Source organism: Streptosporangium sp. NPDC001559, assembly GCF_042893955.1.
Taxonomy (GTDB): domain Bacteria; phylum Actinomycetota; class Actinomycetes; order Streptosporangiales; family Streptosporangiaceae; genus Streptosporangium.
In genome coordinates this window covers 86,339-106,792 of the sequence record NZ_JBIAVG010000023.1, presented here as the reverse complement: position 1 = coordinate 106,792, position 20,454 = coordinate 86,339, and the positions used below count along the sequence as shown (strand labels likewise).

The 20,454-nt window shown below is 72.3% G+C and carries 17 protein-coding genes; 8 read left to right on the top strand and 9 right to left on the bottom strand.

Annotated elements, in window-relative coordinates:
- Positions 1-98: 98 nt before the first annotated feature.
- Positions 99-266: a hypothetical protein gene (locus ACFYY8_RS37485; protein WP_390049490.1), complete on the top strand. Its 168-nt coding sequence runs from the start codon at positions 99-101 to the stop codon at positions 264-266.
- A 70-nt stretch (positions 267-336) separates the two neighbouring features.
- On the opposite strand, the gene ACFYY8_RS37480 is transcribed toward ACFYY8_RS37485, so the two are convergent.
- The 3 genes from ACFYY8_RS37480 to ACFYY8_RS37470 are packed head-to-tail and all read right to left on the bottom strand — an operon-like array spanning position 337 to position 3,982.
- Positions 337-1,764, bottom strand: a complete 1,428-nt coding sequence (locus ACFYY8_RS37480) for an RNB domain-containing ribonuclease (RefSeq protein ID WP_390049488.1) — start codon at positions 1,762-1,764, stop codon at positions 337-339.
- A 51-nt stretch (positions 1,765-1,815) separates the two neighbouring features.
- A complete protein-coding gene (locus ACFYY8_RS37475) occupies positions 1,816-2,739 on the bottom strand; it encodes a 5'-3' exonuclease H3TH domain-containing protein (RefSeq protein WP_390049486.1) in 924 nt (307 codons plus the stop codon).
- Positions 2,740-2,761: 22 nt separating this feature from the next.
- Positions 2,762-3,982 (bottom strand): PP2C family protein-serine/threonine phosphatase, encoded by a 1,221-nt coding sequence (locus ACFYY8_RS37470; protein ID WP_390049484.1) that lies wholly within the window; start codon positions 3,980-3,982, stop codon positions 2,762-2,764.
- Positions 3,983-4,219: 237 nt separating this feature from the next.
- On the opposite strand from ACFYY8_RS37470, the gene ACFYY8_RS37465 reads away from it, so the two are divergent.
- A complete protein-coding gene (locus ACFYY8_RS37465; RefSeq protein WP_390049481.1) occupies positions 4,220-5,344 on the top strand; it encodes a M24 family metallopeptidase in 1,125 nt (374 codons plus the stop codon).
- A 74-nt stretch (positions 5,345-5,418) separates the two neighbouring features.
- Positions 5,419-6,567, top strand: coding sequence for an acyl-CoA dehydrogenase family protein (locus tag ACFYY8_RS37460; RefSeq protein ID WP_390049479.1), 1,149 nt, complete (start codon positions 5,419-5,421; stop codon positions 6,565-6,567).
- Positions 6,568-6,588: 21 nt separating this feature from the next.
- On the opposite strand, the gene ACFYY8_RS37455 is transcribed toward ACFYY8_RS37460, so the two are convergent.
- The 3 genes from ACFYY8_RS37455 to ACFYY8_RS37445 form a co-directional block, all read right to left on the bottom strand.
- Positions 6,589-7,263, bottom strand: coding sequence for a hypothetical protein (locus ACFYY8_RS37455; RefSeq protein WP_390049477.1), 675 nt, complete (start codon positions 7,261-7,263; stop codon positions 6,589-6,591).
- A 260-nt stretch (positions 7,264-7,523) separates the two neighbouring features.
- Positions 7,524-8,936 carry a dihydrolipoyl dehydrogenase family protein gene (locus tag ACFYY8_RS37450; RefSeq protein ID WP_390049475.1) on the bottom strand — a complete coding sequence of 471 codons (1,413 nt, stop codon included), beginning with the start codon at positions 8,934-8,936 and terminating at the stop codon, positions 7,524-7,526.
- Between the two features lie 64 nt (positions 8,937-9,000).
- Entirely contained in the window at positions 9,001-9,963 is a 963-nt protein-coding gene (locus tag ACFYY8_RS37445) for a pirin family protein (RefSeq protein WP_390049473.1), read from the bottom strand.
- A gap of 110 nt (positions 9,964-10,073) precedes the next feature.
- On the opposite strand from ACFYY8_RS37445, the gene ACFYY8_RS37440 reads away from it, so the two are divergent.
- A complete protein-coding gene (locus tag ACFYY8_RS37440; RefSeq protein WP_390049471.1) occupies positions 10,074-10,574 on the top strand; it encodes an Lrp/AsnC family transcriptional regulator in 501 nt (166 codons plus the stop codon).
- 40 nt (positions 10,575-10,614) lie between these two features.
- Here the strand turns inward: ACFYY8_RS37440 and ACFYY8_RS37435 are convergent, their stop codons facing one another.
- The 3 genes from ACFYY8_RS37435 to ACFYY8_RS37425 form a co-directional block, all read right to left on the bottom strand.
- On the bottom strand, positions 10,615-11,586 hold the full coding sequence (locus ACFYY8_RS37435) for an N-acetylglucosamine kinase (RefSeq protein WP_390049469.1): 972 nt from the start codon (positions 11,584-11,586) through the stop codon (positions 10,615-10,617).
- Entirely contained in the window at positions 11,583-12,845 is a 1,263-nt protein-coding gene (locus ACFYY8_RS37430) for a 6-phospho-beta-glucosidase (RefSeq protein ID WP_390049466.1), read from the bottom strand. The genes ACFYY8_RS37435 and ACFYY8_RS37430 overlap by 4 nt, the downstream gene beginning before the upstream one ends.
- 215 nt (positions 12,846-13,060) lie before the next feature.
- Complete coding sequence (locus ACFYY8_RS37425) at positions 13,061-14,254, bottom strand: ROK family transcriptional regulator (protein WP_390049463.1); 1,194 nt, start codon at positions 14,252-14,254, stop codon at positions 13,061-13,063.
- A gap of 349 nt (positions 14,255-14,603) precedes the next feature.
- On the opposite strand from ACFYY8_RS37425, the gene ACFYY8_RS37420 reads away from it, so the two are divergent.
- The 4 genes from ACFYY8_RS37420 (at position 14,604) to ACFYY8_RS37405 (ending at position 20,337) form a co-directional block, all read left to right on the top strand.
- Positions 14,604-16,781, top strand: a complete 2,178-nt coding sequence (locus ACFYY8_RS37420; RefSeq protein ID WP_390049461.1) for a HelD family protein — start codon at positions 14,604-14,606, stop codon at positions 16,779-16,781.
- 570 nt (positions 16,782-17,351) lie between these two features.
- Positions 17,352-18,968 (top strand): apolipoprotein N-acyltransferase, encoded by a 1,617-nt coding sequence (gene lnt / locus ACFYY8_RS37415; protein ID WP_390049459.1) that lies wholly within the window; start codon positions 17,352-17,354, stop codon positions 18,966-18,968.
- Entirely contained in the window at positions 18,968-19,711 is a 744-nt protein-coding gene (locus tag ACFYY8_RS37410) for a polyprenol monophosphomannose synthase (RefSeq protein WP_390049534.1), read from the top strand. The genes lnt and ACFYY8_RS37410 overlap by 1 nt, the downstream gene beginning before the upstream one ends.
- 89 nt (positions 19,712-19,800) lie before the next feature.
- On the top strand, positions 19,801-20,337 hold the full coding sequence (locus tag ACFYY8_RS37405) for an FxsA family protein (RefSeq protein WP_390049457.1): 537 nt from the start codon (positions 19,801-19,803) through the stop codon (positions 20,335-20,337).
- Positions 20,338-20,454 lie beyond the last annotated feature (117 nt).

Below are 20,454 nucleotides of genomic sequence, written 5' to 3'. Positions count from 1 at the left end.
GGGTGGGCGGAACGTCACCTTCAGGGCTGTTTTCCGGGATATCGCCTAGGAAATTCCCAAAGCGGAACCATGTTGGACCCCCGCCCAGGGAGGTAGGAATGCTCGCCCTCGTCGCCGCGCTGCTGTTCGTTCTCGCTCTGATCTTCCAGATCGCCGGTGTGGCCGTCGGTTCCGTCGTGACCGTCACCACGCTCGTCCTCGCCGGACTGGCCCTCGTCGCCCTGCACCTGGTGGGCGTCGGTGCCGGCTGGACACTCAAGAGGTAACTCAAGAGGTAAAAGGCCCAGCAAGAGACCGGAGGCGGGCGGCCCGGCGGAGAACGCGGGAAGCCCGCCGTCAGGTCAGGCTGAAACGGACCTCCCGGGTCGCCGGGTCGGCGCGCGTCAGCCGTACCCGGACGGCCTCGCCGAGCGGGAGCCGTTCCCCGTCGCAGCGGGCGACCACGGCGGGGTCGGTGACCTGCACCAGCCCCCCGGAACGGCCCTCCTCCACGTCGATCACCACCGCGTCGAACGTCTGGCCGACCCGCTCACGCAGCACGAACGCCTCGACCAGGTCGACGCACGCCCGCTCGGCCGCGCCCGCGCGCCGTCCCGTCACCCGCATGACGCCGGGCAGCTCGCCCATGACCCGCTGGACCCCCTCGGGCACCGGCTCGCCCGCCGCGACCGACAGGCAGATCTCGGTGGCGTATCGGTCGATGAGCCTGCGCAGCGGCGCGGTCACGTGCGCGTACGGCGCGGCGACCGCCGCGTGGCCCGCCTGGGCCGGGGGCCCGCCGTTGAAGGCCACGTATCCGGCCCCGCGCAGCAGAACCGTCGACTCCTCAAGGAAGGCGGCCTGCTCGGGGATCTTCGGGTCGAGGCCGTGGACGACCTCCCCGTAGCCCGCCCCGTCCGGCCACGGCACGCCCAGCGCGGCGGCGACCCGGCGGACCTGGGCGATCTTCTCGGCCGGAGCGGGCGGCAACACCCTCAGCAGACCGATCTCGGCGTCAAGCATCATCGAGGCCGCGGCCATACCGGTCAGCAACGAGATCTGCGCGTTCCACGCCTCGGCCTCCATCGGGGCGCGCAGCTCGACCCGGTAGCCGTCCCCGTCCGGGACGACCTCCTGCTCCGGAGTCGGCAGCGTGACGCCGCCCCTGTCCCGTTCGAGCGCCAGCCTGAGCCTGCCGATCTCGGCCAGCAGCCGCAGCGTGCCGTCCGCGGTTCCGGTGTCGACCGCGGTCTGCACGTAGTCGTAGTCGAGGCGTTCCCGGCTGCGCACCAGCGCCCTGGTCACGTCGGCGCCGACGACCCTGCCCTCGGCGTCCAGGTCGACGCACCACAGCGCGGCGGGCCTGGTCGCGCCGGGCAGCAGGCTGGCCGCGCCCTCGGAGAGCACGGCGGGATGCAACGGCACCCGGGCGTCCGGCATGTAGACGGTCTCGCCCCGGGTACGGGCCTCGGCGTCGATCGCCCCGCCGGGCCGTACGAAGGCGGCGACGTCGGCGACGGCGTACCAGACGCGGTAGCCGCCGTGACGCTCCTCCAGGTGCATGGCCTGGTCCAGGTCCATGGCCCCCGGCGGATCGACCGTGACCAGGGGAAGGTCGGTGCGGTCGAGCGTGGGCAGCGTGGGCGTCCTGGTGACCTGCTCCGCCTCGGCGCGCACGGCCGGAGGGAACTCCCCGGGCAGCCTCAGCTCCCGCCTGATCCGCTTGAATCCGTCGCTCAGCCGTGGATGGGGGTCTTCGGGCACCCGGATGCTTTTGTGGGGCACGGGGGCCAACCTACCGCTCTCCGCGGTGCCCGAGTTCGGCCAGGGCGGGGCTCAGGACCGCCAGGTCCAGGACAGCGCCTCGGCGAGGCGGCCGAGAGGACCGCCGAGCCCGTGACGCCCGGCCAGGTCGGTGAGCGCCCGCGGGTCACGCGGCTGCGCGGGCAGGGCCAGGCCGACGTCGGGCACGGGCACGTCGTGGGCGACCCGGACCACCTCGGGTGCCACCCGCAGGTAGTCGCGGGCGGCCTCCAGCCTGTTCCGCTGCGCCCCGGTGAGGTCGCCGTCCCCGTCGAGGGCCTTGAGCAGCGCGTCGAGCGAGCCGAACCGGGTGATCAGGGCGGCGGCGGTCTTCTCGCCGACCCCGGGCACCCCGGGCAGGCCGTCACTGGGGTCGCCGCGCAGGACGGCGAAGTCGGCGTAGGAACGGCCCGGCACGCCGTATTTGGCGGTGACCGCGGCCTCGTCGACGAGCTGGAGGTTCTTGACGCCCCTGGCGGTGTAGAGGACCCGGATCGGCACACCGTCGTCGACGAGCTGGAACATGTCCCGGTCACCGGTGACGATGTCGACTCCGCCGCCGGTCTCGCCTCGGGGACGCAGCGCGAGCGTGCCCATCACGTCGTCGGCCTCGTAGCCCGGCACGCCGAGGCGGGCGATGCCCGCGGCGTCGAGGACCCGCTCGATCACCGGGACCTGCGGGGCGAGCGTGTCGGGGGTCTCCTCGCCGCCTCCGGGGGCGAGGCGGTGCGCCTTGTAGGACGGGATCGCGGCGACCCGGAAGGCGGGACGCCAGTCGGCGTCCATGCACGCGACGAGCTCGCCGGGGGAGTGTTGCCTGACCAGCATGGCGATCATGTCGATGAGGCCGCGCACGGCGTTGACGGGCGTCCCGTCGGGGGCGGTCACCGACTCCGGGATCCCGTAGAAGGCGCGGTAGTACAGCGAAGGGGTGTCGAGAAGCATCAGCCCGGGCATGGCGACCATTTAACCAAGTCGCTCACCCAGGCAGGACGATCATCAGAACACAGGTGTCGTCCTCGGGGTTGGGCCCGCCGACCGCCTGGATCAGCCGGTCCAGGGCGGCCTCCCCGTCCTGTCTCCGCAGGGCGGAGGCGGCCCTGAGGGTCAGGGCGAACCCCTCGTCGATGTCGCGGTCACGCCGCTCGACGAGCCCGTCGGTGAACAGCAGCAGCGCGTCACCGTCGCGCAGACGTACGGCCGAGCGTTCGTACCGTTCGGACAGGGTCGCGCCGAGCAGCACCCCCGAGGGCGGCTCAAGCTGGACGGCGGCCCCGTCGCGGACCAGGATCGGCGCCGGGTGCCCCGCCTGGCTCCAGGTGAACACGTGGCTCAGCGGATCGAGGTGGCCGACGACCGCGGTCGCGGTGGTCTCCTCGAAGCGGTGCATCACCAGGTGGTTGAGCCAGGTCAGCAGCCGGTCGGGCGGCTCGCCCGTCATCGCGAGGCCGCCCAGCGCGTGCCTGAGCCTGCTCATCTGGGTGACCGCGGGCAGGCCGTGGCCGGACACGTCGCCGATGGTCAGCAGCACCCGTCCGTCGGGCATGGTCGTGGCGTCGTACCAGTCGCCGCCGAGGCCGTCCTTCTGCCCGGCGGGGACGTAGCGGACCTCCATCCGGGCGCCGGGGAGGTCGACGGACGCCCCGAGGCGGGGCATGATCGCCTCGCGCAGGGCCGTGCTCACGCCCTGCTGCTGGGCGGCCCGCTCACGGACCTCCAGCAGTTGCCTGCGCGACTCGGAGGCGATCTGCTCGGCTCTGCGGCGGCCGGTGACGTCCTGGATCACTCCGTGCACGGAGGCGTGTCCCCCGCTCACGACGGGGTCCAGGGCCGCGCGGAGGTTGCGGACCTCCCCACGGCGGCGGATGCGGAACTCGGCCTGCCCGGGCTTGGCCAGGTCGACCACGGACCTGAGCAGTCCGTCGACGAGGGCCCGGTCCTGCGGCTCGACGTGGCCGACCAGGTCACGCAGGCCGATGGGACCCTCGACGGGATCGCGGCCGAAGATGGCGTAGGCGTGGTCGGACCAGGTGGACTCGCCGCTGTGCAGGTGCCACTCGGCCCAGCCCAGATCGCCCAGCCGTTCGGCGTGGGCCAGCCGCGTGCTGAGAAGTTGTCTTTCGACGGCCATGTGCTCGTCCAGCTCTCCGCGCAACGGCTGCACCATCTCTGCCGCGGTCAGCGGGGCGGAACCGGTCACGTGGTCGTTTCGTGGGTGGAGGGGTGGCTGGTGGCCGCCCACTACGCCGACCATTTAGCTCGCTCTCGAATGTGGGGACCTAGGGACATCCTATCCACAAAATGTGATCGTCCTTCAACGGATTGTAGTGGCACTGTCACCGGAACGACGCCCTTTCCCCGGACTTTCCCCGGCCGCGACGATCAAGGGTGTGGCCACAGGTGTGGTGCCGATCTGTTCACGATTACATTGGTCGGTGTGACAAAGAAGTCCTCTGACCTGTATCCCGTGACCCGTCTCGCCGCAGCGCAGGAGGCCACGGCCGCCGCCGGCCTCGGCGCGCTGCTGCTCACCCCGGGCCCCGACCTGCGCTACGTGACCGGCTACGAGGCGTTGCCGCTCGAACGGCTCACCTGCCTGGCGTTGCCCGCCGAGGGCCCCGCCTTCCTGGTGGTGCCCCGTCTGGAGCTGCCCGCCGCAGAGCAGTCCCCGGCGGCGCGGCTGGGTGTCGAGTTCGTGCCCTGGGACGAGACCGACGACCCCTACGCGCTCGTCGCGGCGCGGCTGGGCGGCGCGGGGAAGGTCGGCAGGGTCGGGCTGGCCGACCGGATGTGGGCCATGCAGTCGCTGCGTTTCCGCGACGCGCTGCCCGGCACGGAGCAGGTGCTCGCCGGGTCGGTGCTGCGTGGCCTGCGCATGCGCAAGAGCGAGGCCGAGGCGGCCGCGCTCCGTGAGGCGGGGGCCGCGATCGACGCCGTGCACGCGCAGGTGCCGGACTTCCTGCGGGCGGGCCGTACCGAACGGGAGGTCGGGCGGGACATCGCGGAGGCGATCATCGCGGCGGGGCACTCGACCGTCGACTTCGTCATCGTCGCCTCCGGCCACAACGGGGCCAGCCCGCACCACGACCTCTCCGACCGGATCATCCAGGAGGGCGAGCCCGTGGTCGTCGACATCGGCGGCCAGATGCCCAGCGGCTACTGCTCCGACTCGACCAGGGTCTACTGCGTCGGGGAGCCGCCCAAGGAGTTCACGCGCTACTACGAGGTGCTCCAGCGGGCCCAGGAGGCCGCCTGCGCGGCCGTCAGGCCCGGGGTCTCGTGTGAGTCGGTCGACGCGGCGGCGCGCGAGGTGATCGCCGAGGAGGGCTACGGAGACTACTTCATCCACCGCACCGGGCACGGCATCGGCCTGGAGACCCACGAGGAGCCCTACATCGTCGCCGGCAACACCGAGCCGCTCGAGCCGGGGCACGCCTTCTCCGTCGAGCCGGGCATCTACCTGCCGGGTGAGCACGGCGCCCGCATCGAGGACATCCTCATCTGCACCGAGGAGGGCGGCGAGCGGCTCAACCACCGCCCTCGGGAGCTCGTCATAGTGTGACAGGTGTAACAATCGGGGTGGCCGGCGATCCCGGCCGCCCTTTTTGCTTAGCCCCTGACCTGGAGTAAGCGGATATGACCGTTGAGCGTACGCTGCCAACCGCCGAGGCCCACGACCTGCTGGATCTCGTCCGCGACCTGATCGCCAAGGAGGTCGCGCCCAGGGCGTCGGCCGACGAGTCCGCCAAGCGCTTCCCCCGCGAGGTCTTCACCGTCCTGGGCAGATCCGGCCTGCTCGGCCTCCCCTATCCCGAGGAGCACGGCGGCGGCGCGCAGCCGTACGAGGTGTACCTCCAGGTCATCGAGGAGCTGGCCGCGGGCTGGCTGGCGGTCGGGCTGGGGCTGTCCGTGCACACCCTGGCCAGCTTCCCGGTCGCCGCGTACGGCTCCGCCGCCCAGCGCGCCAAACTGCTGCCGGAGCTGCTCGGGGGTGAGCTGCTCGGCGCCTACTGCCTGTCGGAGCCCCAGTCTGGCTCCGACGCCGCGGCTCTGAGCACCCGCGCGGTGCGTGACGCCGACGGCTACGTCGTCGACGGGGTCAAGGCATGGATCACCCACGGCGGGCAGGCCGACTTCTACACCCTGATGGCCAGGACCTCCGACGACGGCAGCCGTGGCATCTCCTGCTTCCACGTCCCCGCGGGCACCGAGGGGGTGTCCTTCGGCGCGCCCGAGCGCAAGATGGGCCTGCGCTCCTCGCCGACGGCCCAGGTGCGCTTCGACGGCGTACGGCTCGCCGGGGACGCCCTGGTCGGCCAGGAGGGGGAGGGTTTCCGGGTGGCCCTCGCCGCCCTGGACGGGGGCAGGCTCGGCATCGCGGCCTGCGCGGTCGGCCTGGCCCAGGCGGCGCTCGACGCGGCGGTCGCGTACGCGGGGGAGCGCAGGCAGTTCGGCTCGCGCGTCATCGACTTCCAGGGGATCGGGTTCATGCTCGCCGACATGGCCACCCAGGTCGCCGCGGCGCGGGCGCTCTACCTGGACGCCGCCAGGCTGCGCGACGCGGGCCGTCCGTACGGCACCCAGGCGGCGATGGCCAAGCTGTTCGCCACCGACGTCTGCATGAAGGTCACCACCGACGCCGTCCAGGTCTTCGGCGGCTACGGCTATGTCGAGGACTTCCCGGTGGAGCGTTACATGCGGGAGGCGAAGGTGCTGCAGATCGTCGAGGGCACCAACCAGATCCAGCGGCTGGTCATCGGCAGGGCCCTGGCGAAGAAGGCCTGAGCTGCGCCGTAGGGAGCCTCGTCACAGCATGGACAGTCCGACCAGGACGGCTGCGCAGCCGACGGTGATCATCAGGGTGCGCAGCCGTGACTGGGCGGTCGGGCGGAGCAGGAGGGGAAAGCACAGTCCAAGGAGCACCAGGACCACCAGCGGCCACGGACCGACCGGCGCGGGGCCGCCGTGCGGAACCAGGGCGGCCTGCTGCGTCTCCCGCCCCTCGGTGCACACCAGGGCGGTGAACACCCCGACCGCCACGTCACCGCTCAGACCGTTCCTGCGGCTGAGGTAGCCCGCGACGCCGAAGCCGACCATCGTGACGCTCAGGGCGATCTGCCAGCTCTCGTTGGCCTGGGCGAGCAGGGTCTCGTCGTGGTTGAGGGCGTGGGCGACCACGTGGCCCGCGGTCAGGCCTGCGGTGGCCAGCAGCCCGTTGAGCGCGGCCCACCAGGCGTTGGTCGAACCGCGGGTCATGACGAGCACCAGTAGTCCGTAGACGTACGGGTCGTAGGTCATGGTGACAGACGGGGGAAGCACCTCGGCGAGTGACTCGCCGGCCACGGCCAGCACCATGCCCAGCGCGAGTCCGGCGAGCATTCGTTTGATGATCAGGCATTCACGTCTGTCCAGCGCCTGGAAGTCGACCTGCCAGGGAGTCTCGTGCTGGTTGCTGTGCATGCCCTTCTCCATGGCTGCCATTTCGCCCCCCTTGCACGCCCTGGCCCGCTCCATGTACCTGCCGAAACCGTATCCTTTCCATTGGTTCCCGCCTGTTTCTAAAATATGACAAACCAGTCAAAAAACCATTTTTTTCACTGGCCAAAACATGAACCTCGACAGGTGGAGAGGTTATGGGCCGAAAGCCGCGATCCTCGGTGGGCACGTGGGAGGAGCACCGGGGAAGAGGCCGGGAAGATCTTCCATGACCGTCCCCCGGCCCCCTCGCCCGGGTGTGTCCCTCAGAGGCCGTACTCCTCGAGCAGCCGCAACCACACCTCGCTGACCGTGGGGAAGGCCGGTACGGCGTGCCAGAGCCGTTCGAGCGGCACCTCGGCGGTGACGGCGACCGTCGCCGCGTGCAGCAGCTCGGCCACCCCGGGACCGGCGAAGGTCACCCCGAGCAGGACCCGCCGCCGCTCGTCGACGACCGTCTTGGCCCTGCCCCGGTAGCCGTCCCCCAGCAGGTAGGCGCCGGAGACCGAGCCGAGGTCGTACTCGACCGCGCGCACGTCGAACCCCTCGGCCCTGGCCGCGGCCTCGGTACGGCCGACCGCGCAGACCTGGGGGTCGGTGAAGACCACCTGCGGCGCGCCGTACCCGTCGGCGACGGCGCGCAGCGCGGGCAGGTCGTCGAGCTCCCCCCTGGCCCTGGCCACGATCACGTCGCCGCACACCCGAGCCTGGTACTTGCCCATGTGGGTGAGCAGGGCGCGGCCGTTGACGTCGCCGACGGCGTACAGCCAGCCGTCCTCGACGCCGACGGCGCGCATGCTGTCGTCGACCTCGACCGGGCCGCGCTCGGGCAGCCCGACGGAGGCCAGGCCGACGTCTCCCGTCGCGGGCGCGCGTCCGGTGGCGACCAGCAGCTCGTCGGCCTCCACGGGCGCTCCCGAGGCCAGGTGGACGGTCACCGGGCCGCCGGGCGCGGGCCGTTCGACCCGGGTCACCTCAGCCCGGGTGCGCACCTCGATCCCCCTGGCCGCCATCGACTCCGCGACCAGCTCCCCGGCGAACGGCTCGACCCGGCCGAGCAGTGAACCACCGCGCACCAGGAGCGTCACCTCCCGGGCGCCGAGCCCGTGCAGGGCCTGCGCCATCTCACAGGCGACCACGCCTCCGCCGAGCACGGCCAGCCGCCCGGGGACCTCCCGCACCGAGGTGGCCTCGCGGCTCGTCCACGGAGAGGACTCGGCCAGCCCGGCGACCGGCGGGAAGGCCGGGCGGCTCCCGGTGGCCAGCGCGACCGCGTGCCGGGCGCGCAACGTCCGGACGGAACCGTCGGGTCCGGTCACCTCGACCGCTTTGGGGCCGGTCAGCCGTCCCCGGCCCCGCACGAACTCGGCGGGCAGGCCCTCGACCCAGCCGACCTGGCCGCCGTCGTCCAGGTGCGAGACCGTCTCGTCGCGCCGGGCGAGCACGGCGGCCGTGTCGATCGGCGTCGTCGCGAGACCCGGGACCCGCCCGACCTCGGCGGCCAGCTCGACCGGGCGCAGCAGAGCCTTGCTGGGGATGCACGCCCAGTAGGAGCACTCACCGCCGGCCAGCTCCTCCTCGACCACCGCGACGCTCAGCCCGCCCCGGGCCACACGTCCCGCGACGTTCTCCCCGGCGGGCCCGGCGCCCACCACGACCACGTCGAACTCATCGGCCACGACTGCCTCCCAGGACTTCGGAAACTCCACGTCCAGCTTGTCAGAGGCGCCGCCCGCGCCGGCGTCAGCGGTGCCGGCCCCGGGGTTTCAGCGGGGTTCCGGGCAGGTCAGGCGCGGGCAGCCGGGTTCCCGGCGCTCCGGGGACGACGCCGAACGTCTCACCCGTCATCCACTCCCGCCTGAACCGGACGATCTCGTCGTGGTCGCGGCCGACGAAGTTCCACCACATCACGATCCGCTCCTCGAACGGCTCACCGCCGAGCAGCATGAGGCGCGCGGGCGCCTCGGCGCGCAGGGTGAGCTCCGAGCGGCCCGTGCCCAGGTAGAGCAGCGGCCCCGGCGCCAGGTCCGTCCCGCAGGCGCGCACCGCGCCGGACAGGCTCAGCACGGCGTGCTCGAAGTCCGGCCTGAGGGGGACCGTGACCCGTGCGCCCTCCTCCAGGGTGATCTCGGCGCCGGTCAGCGGGCTGTGGACGCGGGCCGGGGAGACGACGCCGCCCAGTTCGCCCATCAGGACCTTCGCCGTGAAGCCGGGCCCGGTGAGCTCCGGCAGCACCGGATGGTGCTCGAAGGCGGGCTCCGTCTCACGGTGCGCGTCGGGGAGCGCGACCCACAGCTGCACGCCGTGCAGGTCCCGCCCGGCGGGGGACTCCTCGGAGTGCGAGATGCCGCGGCCCGCCGTCATGAGGTTGAGCCTGCCGGGCCGGATCACCTGCTCGCTGCCCAGGCAGTCGCGGTGCAGCACCTCGCCCTCGACGAGCCAGCTGACCGTCTGCAGGCCGGTGTGCGGGTGCGCGGGCACCCGCATGGCCGTCCGTTCGGGGCCGTAGTGGTCGAGGAAGCACCACGTCCCGACCATGCGCACGTCGCGGCCGGGCAGGGTCCGGGTCACCTTCATGCCCCGCGGGCCGCCCAGCACCACCTCACGGCCGGTGAGAAGCTCACCGGCCGGGCCCGCCGCGGCGCCGGCCCGGCCGGCCGGGCCGCCGCACTCCGTCTCCCGGGGCTCGCGTTCCAGGTTGCTCATGCCGAGAATGTACGGCCGCCGCCGACCGGCCGGCACACGTGGGGCGGTTGGGACCATGCCGTGACCATGCGGCTGCGCGCGCCGTCCCACGGCCCGTTACCGTTGTCCGGATGGAGGAGATCGACCGTCGGATCGTGACGTTACTGGCCAGAGACGGCCGGATGAGTTTCACCGACCTCGCGAGGGAGACCGGGCTTTCGGTCTCCGCCGTGCATCAGCGGGTGCGCAGGCTGGAGAAACGCGGGGTCGTCAGGGGGTACGCGGCGCTCGTGGACTACGACGCGATCGGGCTGCCGCTCACCGCGTTCGTCTCCATCAAGCCCATCGACCCGGCCGCCGCCGACGACGCCCCGGAACGGCTGGCCCACCTGGGCGCCATCGAGGCCTGTCACAGCGTGGCCGGGGACGAGAGCTACATCCTCAAGGTCAGGGTCGCCTCGCCGCTGGCGCTGGAGGAGCTGCTCAACCAGATCCGCACCTCGGCCAACGTCTCGACCAGGACGACGGTCGTGCTCAGCACGCCGTACGAACACCGGGCGCCCGAGCTGATCGGCGGGCAGACGGGCAAGGCCGACGACAAACCCGACGAGAAGGCCGTGGAACAGGCCTGAGCGCCCCGTACGGCCGTCACGGGCCGTACGGGGCGGACTCTCACACCGCCGCGTGGAAGTGGGCGCGCAGCGCGGCCTTGGCCTCCTCGGTCGCGCCGAAGGCGTCCAGGCCGAGCAGTGCGGCGCCCATGATCGGCGGCGCGTCCGCCACGATCAGCTTGGCCTGGGGGGCCCGCTCGGCGAAGCGCTCCTCGATCAGGCCGTTCAGCAGCGGGTCGCGGGCGGTCAGCACGCCACCGCCGAGGACGACCTCCATCGGGGTCTCCAGCAGGTCGAGACGGCGCAGCGCGACCACCGCGAGCACGGTGACCTCCTCGGCCATCCGCGTCACCAGGGAACGGGCGATCTCGTCCCCCGAGGACGCCACGGTCATCAGCACCGGCACCAGTTCGTGCAGCCTGTCGATCGGGGTGCGGCCGAAGTGGATGTCGAGACAGGCCTCCTCGACCGTGCGGGTGCCGAAGTGCGCGCGCACCGCCTCCCGCAGCGCGGTCTCCGGGCCCCGGCCGTCCTCGGCGCGGATGGCGGACCACAGCGCCTCCTCGCCGAGGCCGAAGCCACCGCCCCAGTCGCCGGTGAGCTTGCCCAGGGCCGGATACCTCGTCACCTCGCCGGTCGGGGAGACCGCCACGGCGTTGACGCCAGCCCCGCAGACCACGGCGACCCCGGCGGGGCCCGAGGCTCCGGCGCGCAGCAGCGCGAAGGTGTCGTTGCCGACGACCACGTCCCCGCCGTATCCCCTGGCGAGGATCTCCGCGCGCAGGATCTCCTCCTCCGCGGGCAGGTCGGCGCCCGCCACGTAGGCGGCCACGTGGCCGGCGAACGGGGGGGCGGCGTCCGGGCCGAGCATCGCCCTCACGGCCTCGGCGATCGCGTCGACGGCGGTGCCGACCCCCGAGATCTGCGGCTGGAAGGGACCGCCCCGGCCGGTGCCGAGGACGGAGCCGTCCTCGGCGACCAGCGCGACGTCGGTCTTGCTGTTGCCGCCGTCGACCGCCAGTACGGTCCTCACTCCGTCGCCCAGGGCAGGTGGGCGCGGTTGGCCTCGATGAGGCGCGGGGCGAGGTCGTCGGACAGCGAGGCCTGGCCGATCAGCGGGTGGGCGAGCAGCGCGTCGGAGACCCGCCGGAGGCCGCCGTGCAGCGCGGCGTCGAGAGCCAGGGTCTCGTAGGCCGTGACGTGCGCGATGAGCCCCGCGTAGAGCGGCTCGACCGGGGCCACGGGCAGCGCGCGCGCCCCGGCCGCGGTGATCGTGGCCGGGACCTCGATGACCGCCTCGTCGGGCAGGAAGGGCAGGGTGCCGTCGTTGCGCAGGTTGACCACCTGGGCGTCGCCCCGGTCGCCGAGCAGTGAGGCGATCAGCGCGACCGCCGCCTCCGAGTAGAACGCGCCGCCCCGCTTCTCCAGCAGTTCGGGCTTGGTGTTCACCGACGGGTCGGCGTACATCTCCAGGAGACTGGCCTCCATCGCCGCCACCTCCGCGGCCCGTGAGGGCTTGCTGCGCTGCTCGGCGACCACGGCGTCGTGCTCGTAGTAGTAACGCAGGTAGTAGGAGGGGACCACGCCGAGGTGGCGCATCAGGGACAGCGGAAGGCCGATCGCCTCGGCGACCTCCTCGCCGAGGGGCTCCTGCAGCGTCCGCGGCAGCACGTCGACGCCGTCGAGGCTGACCGAGCGCACCCAGGTCAGGTGGTTCAGGCCGAAGTGGCCGAGGGAGATCCGTTCGGGGGTGACCCCGAGCCCCGCAGCGAAGCGGCGCTGCAGGCCGATGGCCACGTTGCACAGGCCGATGGCCCGGTGCCCGGCCTCGAGCAGCGCCCTGGTGACGATGCCGACCGGGTTGGTGAAGTCGACGATCCAGGCGTCGGGCGCGTGCGTGCGGATCTTCTCGGCGATGTCCAGCACCACGGGGACGGTGCGCAGGGCCTTGGCCAGGCCGCCCGCGCCGGTGGTCTCCTGGCCGACGCATCCGCATTCGAGGGGCAGCGTCTCGTCCACGTTGCGCGCGGCCTGGCCGCCGATCCGCAGCTGGAGCAGTACGGCGTCGGCTCCGGAGACGCCCTCCTCGACCGAGGCGGTCGCCACGACCCTGGCCGGGTGGCCGGCGTGCTCCAGCATGCGGCGGGCCATCCCCGAGACCAGCCCGAGCCGGGTGGGGTCGGGATCGACCAGCGCGATCTCGGTTATCGGCAGCTCGTCCCGCAGCCGGGCGAATCCGTCGATCAGCTCCGGTGTGTACGTCGAGCCGCCCCCGACTACGGCGAGCTTCATCTGTCTACTCCTGTCAGCGTCACGCCCTGGACGGGAACTCTCCGGGCGTAGGGGAAAACGGTGATCACCGGTGCCGTGCCCGAGGACGGGCCGTCACCGTGCGGTTGGGCCGCGGCGGCCGGAAGGGGACTCACCCCGGCGGTGCCGGGACGTGGGCGGGAGGACGTCGGCGCACGACGGCTGCTCCTTGCTGGTGGGGGAGGGGTGGAGGCGGCTCAGGTCGGCACGGTCGAGCTGAAGACCTCCTCGCGGGTGGCGGCGAGGGCGAGGTCGAGCGCGCCCGTGAGGACGGGGTTGCCCTCGACGGCCGACAGCAGCAGCGGGGGGCGGGGGATGGTCAGCGTGTGCAGCTCGCGTTCGACGAGCCCCCGCAGGGTCTCGCCGCCGGCCATGAAGGTCCCGCCGGTCAGCACGATGAGCTCGGGGTCGACGACGGAGGTGATCGAGGCCAGGCCGACCGCCAGCCGGGAGGCGACCTCGCGCAGCCCGGCGCGGGCGTCGCCCGCCCGTGCCCCGCCGCCCTCGGCGGCCAGTACGGCGTTGCTCACGGCCAGCCTGAAGGTCGCGCCCGGCACGCCGTACGATCTGAGGATCCTGAGCACGGCGGGGCCGCCGGTGAGGGCCTGGTAGCCGTGGTTGGCGTAGCGGCCGCTCTCGCGGGCGGTGGGCGCCCCGGGCGCGGGCATGTAGCCGACCTCGCCCGCGCCGCCGGTCGCGCCCCGGTGCAGTCTGCCGCCGAGCACCAGCGCGGAGCCGAGGCCCTCGTCGGCCCACAGCAGCACGAAGTCCCGGTGCCCGCGCGCGGCGCCGTGCGCCTGCTCCGCCTGGGCGACGAGGTTGACGTTGTTCTCGACCGAGACCGGGACGCGGAGCCCTTCGCCGAGGGTCTCGACGAGGCGGGGGATGTGCCAGCCGGGCAGGTCCCTGCTGGTGGCGTAGCCGATCCTGCCGGTGCCCGGGTCGAGCGCGCCCTGCACGCCGATGACGACACGCCGCAGGTCCGCGGGGGCGCCCGCGCCGTCGAGCGCGGCCCGGACCCGTCCTACCAGGTCGTCGGAGGGGTCCGGGGTCACCAGGCGGTGCATGCCGATCACGGTCCCGGTGATGTCGGCGACCCTGGCGTCGATGTGGGTGTGGGTGACGTCGAGCGCGGCGACGTGCGCGGCCTCGGGGTTGAGGCGGTAGACCTCCGCGGTGCGGCCGGGCAGTCCCTCACGGATGCCGTTGAGCACGACCAGCCCCGCCTCTTGCAACCGGGCGAGCAACTGGGATGCTGTGGGCTTGGACAGGCCTGTGAGGGCGCCGATCTCCGGGCGGGTCAGCGGCCCGCGCTCCAGAAGCGCCTGCAGGGCCGCCCGATCGTTGATCGCCCGCAGCAGGCTGGGAGTGCCCGGGGTGGGCTGGGTCACAGGTCCTCCGTGTCCGGGCATGTTCGTACGGTCACCCGCAGGGCGGAGTTAGGAAAGTTTCCTAACCTTAAATAAACTTAAAGAACCCTGCTCAGCCGCGTCAAGCATCGTGAAGACGCCGCAATGAACCTGTGATGGCCGGAGAATGGCCGGGTGTCTCAACGGACCTGCTAAAGTGGTGGTTTGTCACAACAACTAGCACAATGGCCCGGAGTGTCCCATTAGTATCAACCATAATGGAGCGAAGGCAACCCGTCAAATCGAGCTCGATCGGGAGCAGGAGTACGTCTCCGGGCTCTACGAGCGGCTCGACCTGCTGCGCGAACGCACCCAGCGCCAGCTTGACGACGTGCTGGCCCAGGGTGGGGGCGGCGGTACGCACCAGAACCGCTCCGAGCGCGACAGTTTCGCCGGGATGTACGCCCAGCGGCTGGGCCGGCTGTGGGCGGTGGAGAACGGTCTGTGCTTCGGGCGGCTCGACGGCGCCGACCAGACCACCCTCTACGTCGGCCGCATCGGACTGGCCGACGACGACCAGCGACGGCTGCTGATCGACTGGCGAGCCCCGGTCGCCAGGCCGTTCTACGCCGCGACCCCGGCGTCCTCGATGGGCGTGGTCCGCCGCAGGCACCTGCAGACCAAGGCCCGCACGGTGATCGGGATCGACGACGACCTGCTCGACCTGGACAACCTCGCCGAGGAGGACGTCAGCACCCTCAACGGCGAGGCCGCGCTGCTGGCCTCCATCGACGCCAGGCGGACCGGGCGGATGCGCGACATCGTGGCCACGATCCAGACCGAGCAGGACCGGATCATCCGCTCAGGCCTCGACGGCGTGCTGGTCGTTCAGGGCGGGCCGGGCACCGGCAAGACCGTGGTCGCCCTGCACCGGGCCGCCTACCTGCTCTACACCCACCGGGAAAGGCTCGCCCGCAGGGGAGTGCTCATCCTCGGCCCCAACCTGACCTTCCTGCGCTACATCGAGCAGGTGCTGCCCTCCCTCGGCGAGACCGACGTGCTGCTTTCCACCGTCGCCGAGCTCTACCCCGGGATCACCGCCACCGTCAGGGAACGTCCCGAGGTCGCCGCGATCAAGGGCGACGAACGGATGGCCCAGGTCGTGGCCAGGGCCGTACGGGAACGGCAGCGGGTGCCGCGCAAACCGGTCGAGATCCGCCTCGACCGGTACACCCTCACCCTCGACGCACGCCTGCTCGACGCCGCGCGCAACCGGGCGGCCCGGTCGAGGAGGGCGCACAACGAGGCCCGCGCCGTGTTCGTCCGCCACCTGCTCAACGCCCTCGCCAGGCAGGCCGCCCGCCTGATCGGCAAGGGCACGATCGACGACGACGAACTGGCCGACCTGCGTGAGGAGCTGCGCACCGAACAGCCCGTCAAGGCCGCGCTGAACAGGCTGTGGCCCTACACCACCCCGCAGCAGCTCCTCATCGGGCTGTTCACCTCCAGGGAGCGGCTCGACTACGCCGCCGCCGAGCTGGGCGAGGCCGAGCGCGGGCTGCTGCTGCGCGAACCGCCCCGCAAGGGGGAGGGCTGGTGGGCCCCCTCCGACGTGCCGCTGCTCGACGAGGCCGCCGAACTGCTCGGCGACATCGACCCCGCGGTGCTGCGGGCCGGGGCGTGGATGGCCGAGGAGGAACAGGCCGCCGCGCGTGTCGCGGCCGAGGAGGAACAGCGCCACCGGCTCGACTACGCCAGGGAGGTGCTCGAACTGACCGGCCTCTCCGAGATCATGGACGCGGAACGGTTCGCCGCCAGGCACATGGACGACGAGATATACCTCACAACCGCCGAGCGCGCCGCGGGCGACCGCACCTGGGCCTTCGGGCACGTCATCGTGGACGAGGCGCAGGAGCTCTCGCCGATGGACTGGCGGATGGTGATGCGGCGCTGCCCGAGCCGTTCGATGACGATCGTCGGCGACCTCGCGCAGACCGGCTCCTCGGCGGGCGTGTGCTCCTGGGGCCGGATGCTGGACCCGTACGTGGCCGGGCGCTGGCGGCAGGAGGAGCTCACCGTCAACTACCGCACCCCGAGCGAGCTGATGGCCGTGGCGGCAGACGTGCTCAGCCTGGTCGGTCCCGACCTGAGCGCGCCGACCTCGGTCAGGGAGACCGGGACGAGCCCGTGGGTCGCCTCTCCGGCGGACCGCCTGTCCGAGCTGGTCAGGACGGAGACCGTCGAGGGCGGGCGGACGGTCGTGATCGTGCCCGAGTCGTCGGCGGAGGAGACCGGCGCGGCGCTCGCCGGGTCCGTCGAGGGCGCCGTCCGGGGACGCGGCAGCGCCGCGCTGGACGCCCCGGTCTCCGTGATGACCGTCGCCGAGGCCAAGGGTCTGGAGTTCGATGTGGTCATCGTGGTCGAACCGGAGCTGATCCTGAGCGAGTCGCCGCGCGGCGCGAGCGACCTTTACGTCGCGATGACCAGGGCGACCCAGCGTCTTGGCGTCGTGCACACCGGGCCGCTGCCCGAAGCGCTCGCTCGACTTGAGCGACATCGGATCACATGAGAGCATTGACGGCTCTCGTCGATCATGCCCCAGCTGCGGAAACTTGGTGTTTCCGCTGTTGGTGACACGGTTGACATCTGCGCTGGGGTCGGTAGTTTGCTGCCCAGTCCAGCACGGGACTGGCCGGTTGGCCGTCTTTCGGCATCGCCGGTTCCTGCGCCCGTGACGGGGGGTCACCCCGTCCGTACAGCCAGGCGCAGGGCGGGCGCTTCGTCGAGGCGGGGCACTCCATCCGGGCGGGGGGTTGGACCCAGGAGGGGCCTGGACACCCAGTAGACAACGGCAATCCGCGCTCGCCGCCGACGGGACGGAACCGGTCCGAAGGGTCGTCCGGGCCCTCTTCCCGCTCCCGTGCGAGCGCGCAAGCGTCGGGGCGGTTCCCAGCCGGGGGCCGCCCCGTTGCCGTTCACGGGCCGTCGAACCCACGCCTGGCAGGCCTCTGAACTCGCGCTTTGGAACAGGGGCCGCAGACACTTTGGGAGAGCGGCGGTGGGGCGGTACCGTTCGGGCTAGAAAGACGGGTCAGGATCGGATGTCAACCCGTCCAGACGTCATCGAGGAGCCCCGCCCGTGGTGCAGGAGAAGACGGCCGGCCCCGCGCGGGAGGTGGCCCCGCCGGGCACGGGACCGGGCGCGCCCGCCGCGCACGGGCGTCTGGCCGCGCGGGCCGTGGGCGCCGTGGCGGGCGGGGTGCTGCTCTATCTCGCCTTCCCTCCGATCGGCCTGTGGTTCCTCGCGCTGCCCGGTGTCGCGCTGCTCACCCTCGCGGTGCACGGCGTCCGCGCCCGCCGCGCGCTGTGGCTCGGCCTTCTCGGCGGCCTGGCCTTCCTGCTGCCCGCCCTGCACTGGGTCAGCCCCATCGGGAACGACGCCTGGCTGGGCCTGGTCGCGCTTGAGAGCCTCTTCTACGGCGCCTGGGCGGTGGGTGCCGCCCTCACCTCCCGGCTGCCGCTGTGGCCGTTGTGGGGCGCCGCGCTGTGGGTGGCGATGGAGTGGGCCAGAGGGACGTTCCCGGTCGGCGGCTTCCCCTGGGCGCGGGTGGCCTTCAGCCAGGGCGAGACACCCTTCACCCCCTACGCGGCCCTCGGCGGCGCGCCGCTGGTGAGCTTCGCGGTCGTGCTGTGCGGCGGACTGCTCGCGCTCGCGGCCCTCAGGATCTTCAGGAAGGCCACGAGGAACGCCCTGCCGGTCGTGCTGCCGCTGGTGGGGGCGCTGGCCGTACCGGCCGCCGCGTTCGCCGTGCCCAGGCCCGGCGACGAGGGCAGGTCCGTCACCGTCGGGGTCATCCAGGGCAACGTCCCGGGAAGGGGCATGCACCCCCTGGGCGACGAACCCGCGGTGGTCCTGGGCAACCACGTCCGCATGCTCCACGAGATGGCACAGGCCGTACGGCAGGGCACGGTCAAGAAGCCCGACCTCGTCGTGCTGCCGGAGAACTCGACCGACATCGACCCCTACCGCAGCGACTTCGCCAGAGCGCGGATCGACGCGGCGGTCAAGGACATCGGGGTCCCGGTCCTGGTCGGCGCCGTGGTCGGGGTCGGCGAGAACAACCGGGCCACCCGCAGCCTGGTGTGGGACCCGGTCACCGGGCCCGGCGCCTACTACGACAAGCAGAAGCTGGTCCCCTTCGGGGAGTACACCCCGTTCAAGGACGTCGTGCTGGCCCTGTTCGAGCGGGCCTCCCTGGTCGGCAAACAGTCGGTGCCCGGCACCCGCGACGGAGACCTGAGGCTCGGCCCGGTGACCGTCGGCGCGATCAACTGCTACGAGGTCGCCTTCGACGAGGTCGTCGGCGGCACCACGCGGACCGGCGCCAGCCCGCTGGTCGTGCAGACCAACAACGCCACCTACGCGCTGACGAACCTGCCGGCCCAGCAACTGGCCATGTCCCAGCTGCGCGCGGTCGAACACAACCGGGCGGTGATCACCTCCGCGATCACGGGTATATCCGCCTATGTGACCCCCCAAGGAAAAATCGCCTGGCGTACCGGTGAACTGGTTCCCGCCTCGGGCGTCCTCACCGTCCCGGTGCGGACCGCCCAGACCGTCGCCACCCGTGTCGGCTCACTGCCGCAGTGGCTCCTGATTCTTGTCGGTGCGGGCGCGCTCGCCGCCTCCCGGCTGCAGAGAAAGCGCATCCCGGCCCCGACCGAGGGCCCGGCGGAGCAGGTGGGAGAAGCATGATGGAGCAGATGCTCGGCCGGGTGCTCATCATCGTCCCGACGTACAACGAGCGGGAGAATCTGCCGATGATCGTCGGCAGGCTGCGCGCCGCGGTGCCCGAGGCGCACCTGCTGGTCGCCGACGACAACAGCCCCGACGGAACCGGAGAGGTCGCCGACGGCATAGCGGCCGAGGACGACCACGTCCACGTGCTGCACCGCCCCGGCAAGCAGGGGCTCGGCGCGGCCTACATCGCGAGCTTCCGCTGGGGGCTCGCGGAGGGCTACGACGTCCTCGTCGAGATCGACGCCGACGGCTCCCACCAGCCCGAGGAACTGCCCAAGCTGCTCAAGCGGCTGACCCGCGGGGCCGACCTGACGATCGGCTCCCGGTGGGTGCCCGGCGGCAGGGTCGTCAACTGGCCCATCCCCAGGGAACTGCTGTCCCGGGGCGCGAACCTCTACACCCGGGTGATGCTCGGCATGCCGGTCCGTGACGCCACGGCGGGCTTCCGCGCCTACCGCGCCTCGACCCTGGAGAAGATCGGGCTGGACAACGTCCAGTCGCAGGGCTACTGCTTCCAGGTCGACATGACCCTGCGGACCATCCGCAACGGTCTGCGCGTCGCCGAGGTGCCCATCACCTTCGTCGAGCGCACCGCGGGAGCCAGCAAGATGAGCCGCAGCGTCTTCGTCGAGGCGCTGTGGCGGATCACCGTGTGGGGCCTGACCGGGCTTCCCCGGCGGCTGCGCCGTACACGCTGAGCGAACAGGGCGGTGGGGCGGGCGCGGAACGCGCCGCGGCCTCCGGACGTTGTCCCTGTCGTACGCCTGTCGCGTGAGTCGAGGAAAAGATGCGCTCTGTGCTGCTCCTGTTCTTCCTGGCGGTCCCGGTCCTGGAGGTCTGGGTGCTCATCCAGGTCGGCCAGGTCATCGGCGGCTGGCCCACGGCCCTTCTCCTGCTCGCGGGCAGCCTGCTGGGCGCCTGGATCGTCCGCAGGGAGGGCCGCAGGGCCTGGCGGAACCTGCAGGGCGCGCTGCAGAGCGGCCGGATGCCCGAACGTGAGCTGGCCGACGGCGCCATGATCGTCGCGGGCGGCGGGCTGCTGCTCTTCCCCGGCTTCGTCACCGACGTGGCGGCCCTGCTGTTCCTTCTGCCCTTCACCAGGCCGCTGGTGCGCAGGTTCGGCGCCCGGTTCCTGGCCCGCAGGGTCGACGCGCTCGCCAGGACGGTCCCCGGCGCGGGCTCGCCGTTCGGCGACGTCCCCGGCTTCCCCTTCGGAGAGGCCCGGGCGCCGGGCTCCGGCCCCGTCATCCACGGCGAGGTCATCCGTGAGGAGCCCGGCGCGCCGGGCCCACGTGACGGCCGGCGCGGCCTCACCGAGCACTGAGGCCGCGCCTCCACCGACGGCAGGCCCGTCCCGCGAACCAGATCGCGGGGCGGGCCCTTTTCATGTCCCGGGGCCCGCGCGCGAGGGTTTCCACGGCCGGTTCTCCCGTGCCTACCG